This window comes from Mycolicibacter arupensis (genome assembly GCF_002086515.1).
Taxonomy (GTDB): domain Bacteria; phylum Actinomycetota; class Actinomycetes; order Mycobacteriales; family Mycobacteriaceae; genus Mycobacterium; species Mycobacterium arupense.
Genome location: NZ_MVHH01000155.1, coordinates 1 through 207, shown reverse-complemented (window position 1 = coordinate 207; position 207 = coordinate 1). Strand labels below are relative to the sequence as shown.

General features: G+C 66.2%; 1 protein-coding gene. It reads right to left on the bottom strand.

Going from position 1 to position 207, the window contains the following annotated elements; genetic code table 11:
- Nucleotides 1–207 (bottom strand): extracellular solute-binding protein (locus tag BST15_RS21135; protein ID WP_133053219.1); only part of this gene is annotated, 207 nt, incomplete at both ends.

Sequence of the window (207 nt, the reverse complement as noted above, 5' to 3'; positions counted from 1 at the left end):
CCTCGGGACGCAGCAGGTAGTTCATGAAGGCGTAGCCGGCCTTCTCGTCGGGCGCGTCGACCGGCATCGAGACCATGTCGAACCACAGCGGCGAGCCTTCCTTCGGCGTCGAGTAGCGCACTTCCACGCCGTTGTTGGCCTCCTTGGCGCGGGTCGCGGCCTGCAGGATGTCGCCGGAGAAACCGACCACCATGCAGATCTCGCCGT